This window comes from Stenotrophomonas sp. STEN021 (genome assembly GCF_056760175.1).
Map to the genome: position 1 here is coordinate 69,796 of NZ_JBRREH010000006.1, position 8,619 is coordinate 78,414.

The following is an 8,619-nucleotide window of genomic DNA, read 5'->3' on the forward strand; positions in this document are numbered from 1 at the left end:
GCTGATACGGCCGCGCATGGATCAACAGGTCGGGGGTAACGCGGGTGTCAGTGGGTGGCTGCAGGCGGTGCCTGCTTGTCCAGCGTTCGGCTCAGCAGCTCGACATTGCCAAGCGACAGCAGGTGGGCATAGATCCAGCCCAGGTCCCCGGACTTGGCCAGGTCCTGCAGCGCCTTGCCCTTGAGCTCGCGCAGCTTCTGCTCGTCAACCACGAAGAAGCCATCCAGCGAGAAGGTTTCACCGGCCGCGGTCTGCACGTTTACCTGCTTGGACACCAGCAGATCGTGCGCGACCAAGGCAGCCGTCAAGCTGCGGGTGCGGGCCAGATGCACCTGGTACTCCTGCAGGAATTCCAGCGCATTGGACAGCACCGCACTGTCATTGCCTTCTTCGTCGAACAGGGGCGCACCTTCATCACCGCCTTCCCGCAAACCTTCGAATGCCGCATCCAGGCAGACGGTGAAATCACTGCCCTGCCCATCCTGCTCGGCCAGCACGAACGGATAGCGACGCAGGAACGCCGGCACGTAGGCGCCCTCGGCCCAACGTCCTTCGGCGTCAACCATCAGGTTCTGCCCGCTGCGCAGGCCCAGCAGTGCGGCAGGCACCACGCTGTCAGCGCTGTTGCCCGCAAATACGATCGGATAGTCGCGCACGGCACGGGCGAACTCCACACAGGCCAGCGGCACGGAGTTGAGCCCAGAGGCAAATCGGAAGTCGCCGTCGTTGGCAACCACGCGGTGGTTGCGGTGTGCAACACGGTTCAACTGAACTGGACGGTCATAGATCAGCAGCTGCTTCATGGCGTTCCCCTGTAGTGGAAAAATTGATCCTCACTAGAAGAAACCGGGAAAAGCGTCCGCAACCAATCACGAATTGAAAAAAATTCTTTTCGTCGCCAGCGCCAATCTAAACAAATTTATGTTTGTGTAGCTTTCGTAAGACAGGACCGGCCAGCCGGAATAGTTACGACGGACAAGTAAAGTCCATGGATCGAGGACGTCACGGACCGGTTCAGAGATCGCGCCACCCCCAACCTTTCAGGCCTCAAGGCCAACCATAAATTCATATATATCAAATACTTGAAAACACCCCGCATGGCAGGTGCGCATCGCTCGCACATGTGACTCGGCGGGCCAAGAACCTACTCAATTGCTAACGCGGGCCTAGATTCTGCTCGGCCAGCAGCAGCAAGCCATCCAGCTTGCGGCGGTCCGGCGAACCGGCAACCTGTAGCCGGCCGATCAGCAACAGCACGCGCTGCAGCTCTTCCTTGGCCAGCCGCGCATGCCCCAACTGCAGCAATGATTCGGCAAGCGCCAGACTCGTCTCGACAACAGCAGCGCTGTCTTTACCCTGTTTGCTGCCTGCAAACTCCACCGCAGCCCTGCGCAAAGCCAGCGCTTGCTCACCCTCGCCCTGGCGCACTGCCAGATCAGCGCGGATACCCAGCAGCCGCAGTTGCAGTTCCTCCGCTGCCGGCGTATCCATCCGCTCGAGCAGTTGCCGTGCCTGTTCCAGCTGACCACTGCGCACATGCCAGTCAATCCGGTTCAAATGCGCCTGTACCCGTCCGGGGGCGTCAGCTGGCAAACTCTGGCTCAACCCCTTGTCAGCGTGTTCCAGCATCACGCCAGCTTCGCTCATCCGCCCATCCCGCATCAGCAGGCGCGCCAATTCGCTTTCAGCGCGCAGACTGGTAGGTGAGTCCTCGCCCAGCTTCTGTTTGCGGATCAACCAGGACTGTCGATACAACGCCTCGGCAGCGGCCAGCTCGCCGCGCAGCTCTTTCAGCGAGCCGTAGTTGAACAGGCCCATCGAGTACTCGACCGAGTCCTGCCCATCCAGGCGCGCGCTCAAGGCATTCCGCTTCTGGTAATGCAGCTCCGCCGCCGCGTAATCACCGGAGTCCCGATACAGGTCCGCCAAACCGTCGTACTGCACACGGACAAAGCTGTTCTCCGCGCCGTACAGCTCCAGCGCATAGCGCATACCTGACTGCAGCAGTGGCAAGGCCTGTTCGTACTTACCCTGCTCACGGAGTATCTGTGCCAGCCGCGTCTCGGCAGCCAACGCCAGGCTGGTGCGGCGGCCATGCAGATTGTCCAGCACCCGCCGAAACTCATGTTCTGCCGATGGCTGCCTTCCCCAGCGCAGGTACAGCAGACCTTTGTTGTACGACAACTCACTTGTCTCGGCGCTGACGTCCACATCCTTTACCTCCTGATACTGCGACGTCGCGCTGTTGAAGGCCGCTTCGGCCAGGTCAAAATGCTGCTGATTCAACAAGGCCAGGCCTTTGGCGCTGTACAAGCGCGCTTGCAGCACGGGCGGCGCTTTGCTGCCGATCAGATCCAGGCCCTGCGCAGCCAACTGCTGCCCCAGCTCTCCGTCACCATCCAGGGTCTTCTGCACGGACAGGTCCGCCAACACATTGGCAGCATCCAATGGTCGCGCCACACGCGGGTCCATGAAACCGCCGTAGGCCTGTTGCAACAGGGTATCGGCCTGATGCGACGCACCGGCATTCTGATAGGCAAGGCCAAGCACTGCGCGCATCCGCGCCAACTGCGCCGGCGCATCAGACAGATCACGTGCCACCTGCAATGTGGCCTTGTCCAGCAGTTGCCGCGAACTCAACTCCTCGGCGCCGCGTTCGGTGCGTAGAAACGGGTCGGCGGTTTCGAACATGCCAACCATGAAATTGCTGATCTGCTGCGCCACCACCGCTTCTTCCTGCGCCTGCCGCCGGGTCTCCCACAAACCGAACACGAACACCGCAAGCAGCGCGCTCATACCGACGCCAATCACCGTGCCCTGCCAGTTCCGACGCAGCGCTTTTCCGAGGTGATACAAGCGGCTGCCGTTGCGCGCAAGTACCGGCTGCATCTCCAGATAGCGGCGCAGGTCAGCCATCAAGGCTTCAACCGAGCGATAGCGCAGGGCGATGTCGCTGGCGCAGGCACGCGCAACAATGGCATCCAGATCGCCACGCAGGCGTCGCCGCCAGGGCAGATCAGCCGGTGTATTGGCACTGGGCGCAATCAATGCCTCGCCGGTGTTCTGCGCCTCGCGCATCGATGCTTGCGTGGACAGCAACTCCAGCAACATCACGCCAAGACTGTAGACATCGCTGGCCGCACCAACGGTATGCCCGGCGATCAACTCCGGGCTGGCGTAGCCCGGCGTGCAGTAGCCGGAGTCGCGTTTGTCACGCGCCTCGTTGAGCAGTCGTGCCAGACCAAAGTCCAACAGCACCGGCTGGCCATTGGCCTGCACCAGCACGTTGGGTGGCTTTAGATCGCAGTGCAGCACCAACTGCTCGTGTGCCGACTGCACGATGCTGCAGATTTCCAGGAACAGCGTAAGCCGTTGCTGCAGTCCCAAGGCCTGCTCGCTGCACCAACGATCCAGCGGCACACCGTCGATGTACTCCATCACCAGATAGGGATGCCCATCCGGCGTGGTACCGCCATCGTAAAGACGCGCGACATTGGGTAGCTGCAGGCCGGCCAGCACCTGCCGCTCGGCGCCAAGCAGCTCCACCTCGGTGGCGCCCGGCATGCCATGCAACAGCTTGATTGCAACCGTACGCTGGTAGAGACCGTCGGCACGCTCGGCCTTGAACACGGTACCCATGCCACCGTGTGCGATGCGCTCGGTCAGCCGCCATGGCCCGAGCCGCTCACCCACACCCAGTTCCGGTGCCAGGGCGCGTGCCAGTGCAGTGTCCAGACGGTTGCTGACGCGGCTGAGACCCAGGGTCTGCGAGCGCAGCAGCTGCAGTACTTCCTCGCGGACCGCAGGGTCGTCACTGCCCGTGCCCAGCGCCTGCTGCCATTGCTCGCGCGGCAGCTCACAGATGGCATCAAACAGCTCACGAACCTGCCGCCAACGCTCGTCCCCCACTACCATGCCCCCTTCATCGCTGCTCAGCGCAGCTGCCGGTTCAACCAGGCCCGCGCAAAGCGCAGGTCGCGGTCAACCGTGGGCGCGGACACGTCCAGCACCAGCGCGATCTCATCGCGGCTCATACCGCCGAAGTAGGTCAATTCAATGGTGCTCGCTGCACGCGGCTCGCGTTCGGCCAATTGATTCAATGCCTGATGCAAAGCCAGCACGTCGTAACCGATGGCCGCATCGTCCGGCACTTGATCGGCGTAGGACAACGTCAACTGCTCGGCATTGCCACCGCGCTTGCCTGCAGCCCGCGCGCGCAGGTGGTCGACCAGCACCGAGCGCATCTTCAGCGCGGCGATGGCGACAAAGTGGGTGCGGTCCTTATAGTCCGCGTCGGTACCGAGCAGCCGCATCAGCGATTCGTTGACCAGCGCGGCCGGCTGCAAGGTGCCATTGGTCTGCTGCGACAAGCGGTTGCGGGCGATCAGCATCAAATCCGAGTACAAGGCTTCGAACAGGTGCTCGCGCGCACCCATGTCGCCCTGTTGCCATCGGTGCAGTAACTGCGTGATCTGCTTGCTCAACCCTGTCCCCAATGCCTGGACGTCCGTCAGGACAACCGCCGCTGCATCCCACATAGTAGGACCAGACCCGGTTAGTTCCAACCTGCTGGCCGCGGCCCCTCACTGCCGCGGTGGCCGGCTGCTTCGCCAAGGACAACCAAACAAGGTGGCACCCAGTCACATCGCGCTGGGGCCATGTGATGCCCATTCCTTTTTTCCGCCGGACGCCGATCAGGCCAGGCAAAGAACAAGGGCGAAAGAATTCAACCTGAACAAAACCTTGACAAAGGCCTCGACTGCACCGGAATCTGCGCGACTTCGCGCAAGACAAGCGCTTCATCGGCGAATTCCATGCAGCAGGAAGTAACGCAGGGCGTGTGGGGGAAAAGCATTTTCATCGGCACACTGTTGGTGATGGCAGCGCAGGCAGCAATCGCACAGGCACGGCCTTTTGATCCAGGCGCACACAAAGGACCGCAGCACGGCACGCAGAACGAGCTTGCCGTGCTCGGCACCGCACATCTGGCCGCGTTGCCGGCGACCTTCGACCCTTCCACGCTCGCCCCGCTGATCGACCGCCTGGCGGCGTGGCAACCGCAGGCAATCGCCGTCGAGACAGTCTCGGGACAGCAATGCGACATGTTGCGCCGCTACCCTGCCCGTTACGCGTTGACGGTCAATGATTACTGCCCCGACCTGTCGGCAGCTGCAAAGGCGACCGGACTGGACGTGGCAGCGGCGACAGCGGCCGCCGAGGCAATGCTGGCAAATTGGCCAGCACAACCAACGGCCGCCCAGCGTCGTGAACTGGCAGCCAAGTTCCTGGCCGCCGGAGAACATGATTCCGCTCTTGTCCAATGGCTGCACCTGCCTGCGCCAGAGCGGCGTGCGGAGGGCAGCTTGAACCGGGAATTGGTGGAGGCGCTGGAAGCACTGCGCAGCAGTCGCAATGAAAACACGCTGATCGCTGCAACGCTGGCGGTGCGCTTGGGCCATCAACGCCTGTGGCCGATGGACGATCACAGCGCCGACCGCTATGGCCCGGACCCCAAGGCCTACGTGAAGGCGATACGCCAGGCGTGGGACAACCCTGCCAGCAAGCAACGAGCAGCGCAGCACAGCAGCCTGGAAACCCAACTCGACACGCCGGAGCACGCGCTGGCGATGTATCGGCGTGACAACGGCCCGGACATCGCCCCTGCTGCGTTCGAAAGCGACTACGGTGCCGCGCTGGAAGAACCATCCCCACAGGGCTACGGGCGCATGTATGTCACATCCTGGGAAACCCGCAATCTGCGCATGGCCGCCAACATTCGCGACCTGATGGGAGCACGCCCTGGAATGCGCACCCTCGTGCTGGTTGGTGCCTCGCACAAGGCGTATCTGGATGCGTACCTTGAGCAGATGCACGATGTGCGGATCGTCGATGTCCAGCAGACCCTGCTGAAGTAACGCACAAAGGCCGCGGCTGGAGCCGCGGCCTTGCCGGCATCACCGCAGCCCGGGTAAGCGCAGCGCGCCCCGGGCTTCTCAGCAGCAGCCTTCAAGGTCACAGGATTCCCATCTCCCGGTGTACTGGGCTTACCCGCGCTACGCTCGACCTGCCAGTCCAGGCCGCTTACGGAGCAGTCCCTATTCTGCGGGCAACAAAAAAGGCTCCGGATCGCTCCGAAGCCTTGGCAATGCTGGTGGGCCGTGAAGGATTCGAACCTTCGACCAAAAGATTAAAAGTCTTCTGCTCTACCGACTGAGCTAACGGCCCAAACAAAGACCCGGCCGTAGCCGGGGCGCGTATTCTAACGCAATAAACGCAAAAACAACATCATGCGTAATGGGTGGGATCGGCCATGCCGGCGGCAGTGAAGCCATCGGCGCGCAGCTGGCAGGCATCGCAATGGCCGCAGGCCTTGCCGTCCATATCGGCCTGGTAGCAGGACACGGTCAAACCGAAGTCCACGCCCAGCCGCTGCCCTTCCAGTGCGATCTGCGCCTTGCTCAGGTACTGCAGCGGTGCGTGCACGCGGATGCCGGCGCCTTCCACGCCCGCCTTGGTGGCCAGATTTGCCAGTGCCTGGAAGGCAGCGATGAATTCCGGGCGGCAGTCCGGGTAGCCGGAATAATCCACCGCGTTGACGCCGCAGAAGATGTCATTGGCACCCAGCACCTCGGCCCAGCCCAGCGCCAGTGACAGCATGATGGTGTTGCGTGCTGGCACATAGGTAACGGGAATGGTGTCCCCGGCGCCGGCCTCCGGCACGTTGATGTCATCGGTAAGCGCAGAGCCGCCGATGCTGCGCAGGTCGACCGCGACCACTTTGTGTCCAGCCACGCCCAAGGCGGCGGCCACGCGGGCGGCGGCTTCCAGTTCGGAGGTGTGGCGCTGGCCGTAGCGCACGCTCATGGCATGCACTTCGAAGCCCTGTTCCTGGGCGATGGCGACGACGGCGGCTGAGTCCATGCCGCCGGAAAGAAGCACGACTGCTTTCTTCTTCATGGTGATGATCCGGTTGGGGGAGGAAAGCCAGCACGCTGTCCCGCGCCGGGGTAAACAATTGACGGGTACGTCGCCGGCTCAATAGCCCGGGGCGTCGTCCCACAACAACTTGTGCAACTGCATCTGGAAGCGCACCGGCAGACGATCGGCGACGATCCAGTCGGCCAGTTCGCGCGGACTGACCTGCGACTTGCTAGGCGAGAACAACACCATGCAACGCTCAGGCAAGCGGTGCTCGCTGAGCATGGATTTGGCCCACTCGTAGTCGCCGCGGCTGCAGATCACGAACTTGAGCTGGTCACGGGCGGTGAGCAGTGGAATGTTCTCCAGCCGGTTGCGCGCCATTTCCGCCGAATCCGGCGTCTTCAGGTCCACTACCCGCGATACGCGAGGATCGACCTCGGCAATATCCAACGCACCCGAGGTTTCCAGCGAGACATCCAAGCCGGCATCGCAGAGCTTCTGCAGCAGGATCAGGCAGCGCTTCTGCGCCAGCGGCTCACCACCGGTCACGCAGACATGGCGTACGCCTTGCTTGAGCACTTCGGCGACGATATCGTCGATGTCCCACCACTCGCCGCCGTGGAAGGCGTAGGCGGTATCGCAGTACTGGCAACGCAACGGACAACCGGTCAGGCGCACGAACACGGTCGGCCAGCCGACGCTATCGGCCTCGCCTTGCAGGGACAGGAAAATTTCGGTGATCTTCAGTCGCGGCAACGGCGACTGCACGATCTCGCTGGGAACAGCGGCGCTCGGAGAATTCATAGTCATCAGCCGCACCATCGGTGCGGCACCACATCAACGCAGTTGCTGGCCGAGCCGGATCGACTGCAGTCGGTCCTGGGCGGTGCGGGCCGCATCACTGCCGGGAAAACGGGAAATAACCTGTTCCAGGGTCTGCTGTGCCTGGGCACTGTTGCCCTCACCAAACTGCGACAGGCCAAGCTTCAGCAAACCGCCGGCGGCCTTGTCGTGGGTGGGATAGCGGGCAACCAGATCGCTGAACTGTGCCTCAGCCATCTTGAAGTTACGCGTTGCGTAAAAGCTCTCACCCAGCCAATACAGCGCATTGGGGGTGTAAGCAGCATTCGGGTACAACTCAAGGAAGCTCTGGAACAACTGCGCCGAGTCGGCGTAGTTGCCGGCTTTCAACGCGTCGAACGCGACGTTGTAGGCTGCGCGCTCATCACCGGCCGAAGCCAGTGTACCGGCGTCGCCACGTACGGTCGGCGGGCGTTCGGCAGCAGCCGCTGTCGGCTTTGTGGCCGCAGCGGCGGGCGTCACCGCGCCAGTGGCAGGAGCTGCCGGAGTGCCAGCACCGCCTTCAAGGCGATTGAGGCGACCGTCCAGGTCCAGGTACTGATCGCGATTGCGCTGCTTCAGCTGTTCGTTCTCGTGCTGAAGCTGCTCGATCGTGCCCTGCAGCGCCTGCATTTCAGTACGCAGCTGCTGCAGCTGATTGAGCATGTCGGTGTTGGCCTGACTGTTGTTGACCTGCGTTTCCAGCACGCCAACACGGTCCGCCAGACTTGCACGCTGTGCATACGCGGGCGCGGGGGCGCACCCCGGCGGGCCCCACACCCACCTACACATTAGTGGAGGAGGAGTCGGCAGATATGCGGGGTTGGGACTAATTGACGCCCCCGCTAGTGCGGCCAG

At 62.6% G+C, this 8,619-nt stretch carries 7 protein-coding genes and 1 tRNA gene; 1 reads left to right on the plus strand and 7 read right to left on the minus strand.

Annotated elements, in window-relative coordinates:
• Positions 1-47: 47 nt before the first annotated feature.
• The 3 genes from ACVOL0_RS02325 to ACVOL0_RS02335 form a co-directional block, all read right to left on the minus strand.
• Positions 48-803 carry a SapC family protein gene (locus ACVOL0_RS02325; RefSeq protein ID WP_481547723.1) on the minus strand — a complete coding sequence of 252 codons (756 nt, stop codon included), beginning with the start codon at positions 801-803 and terminating at the stop codon, positions 48-50.
• Positions 804-1,155: 352 nt separating this feature from the next.
• Entirely contained in the window at positions 1,156-3,915 is a 2,760-nt protein-coding gene (locus ACVOL0_RS02330; RefSeq protein ID WP_481547724.1) for a protein kinase domain-containing protein, read from the minus strand.
• A 17-nt stretch (positions 3,916-3,932) separates the two neighbouring features.
• Positions 3,933-4,484 carry an ECF-type sigma factor gene (locus tag ACVOL0_RS02335; RefSeq protein ID WP_481547725.1) on the minus strand — a complete coding sequence of 184 codons (552 nt, stop codon included), beginning with the start codon at positions 4,482-4,484 and terminating at the stop codon, positions 3,933-3,935.
• 330 nt (positions 4,485-4,814) lie between these two features.
• Between ACVOL0_RS02335 and ACVOL0_RS02340 the strand changes: the two genes are divergently transcribed.
• Positions 4,815-5,915, plus strand: a complete 1,101-nt coding sequence (locus ACVOL0_RS02340) for a DUF5694 domain-containing protein (RefSeq protein WP_481547726.1) — start codon at positions 4,815-4,817, stop codon at positions 5,913-5,915.
• Positions 5,916-6,149: 234 nt separating this feature from the next.
• On the opposite strand, the gene ACVOL0_RS02345 is transcribed toward ACVOL0_RS02340, so the two are convergent.
• The 4 genes from ACVOL0_RS02345 to ybgF form a co-directional block, all read right to left on the minus strand.
• A tRNA-Lys gene (locus ACVOL0_RS02345) sits at positions 6,150-6,225 on the minus strand.
• A gap of 60 nt (positions 6,226-6,285) precedes the next feature.
• Positions 6,286-6,957: a 7-cyano-7-deazaguanine synthase QueC gene (gene queC, locus ACVOL0_RS02350; protein ID WP_296253817.1), complete on the minus strand. Its 672-nt coding sequence runs from the start codon at positions 6,955-6,957 to the stop codon at positions 6,286-6,288.
• Between the two features lie 78 nt (positions 6,958-7,035).
• Complete coding sequence (gene queE, locus ACVOL0_RS02355; protein ID WP_481547727.1) at positions 7,036-7,731, minus strand: 7-carboxy-7-deazaguanine synthase QueE; 696 nt, start codon at positions 7,729-7,731, stop codon at positions 7,036-7,038.
• 27 nt (positions 7,732-7,758) lie between these two features.
• The gene (ybgF, locus tag ACVOL0_RS02360; RefSeq protein ID WP_481547728.1) at positions 7,759-8,553 is read right to left on the minus strand and encodes a tol-pal system protein YbgF; all 795 of its coding nucleotides are present in this window, start codon (positions 8,551-8,553) and stop codon (positions 7,759-7,761) included.
• Between the last annotated feature and the right edge of the window lie 66 nt (positions 8,554-8,619).

Excerpts from the sequence above, each read along its gene's own strand:
- ACVOL0_RS02325 (WP_481547723.1), bottom strand. The coding sequence starts at position 803 with ATGAAGCAGCTGCTGATCTATGACCGTCCAGTTCAGTTGAACCGTGTT.
- ACVOL0_RS02330 (WP_481547724.1), bottom strand. The coding sequence starts at position 3,915 with ATGGTAGTGGGGGACGAGCGTTGGCGGCAGGTTCGTGAGCTGTTTGAT.
- ACVOL0_RS02340 (WP_481547726.1), top strand. The coding sequence starts at position 4,815 with ATGCAGCAGGAAGTAACGCAGGGCGTGTGGGGGAAAAGCATTTTCATC.
- queC (WP_296253817.1), bottom strand. The coding sequence starts at position 6,957 with ATGAAGAAGAAAGCAGTCGTGCTTCTTTCCGGCGGCATGGACTCAGCC.
- queE (WP_481547727.1), bottom strand. The coding sequence starts at position 7,731 with ATGACTATGAATTCTCCGAGCGCCGCTGTTCCCAGCGAGATCGTGCAG.
- ybgF (WP_481547728.1), bottom strand. The coding sequence starts at position 8,553 with ATGTGTAGGTGGGTGTGGGGCCCGCCGGGGTGCGCCCCCGCGCCCGCG.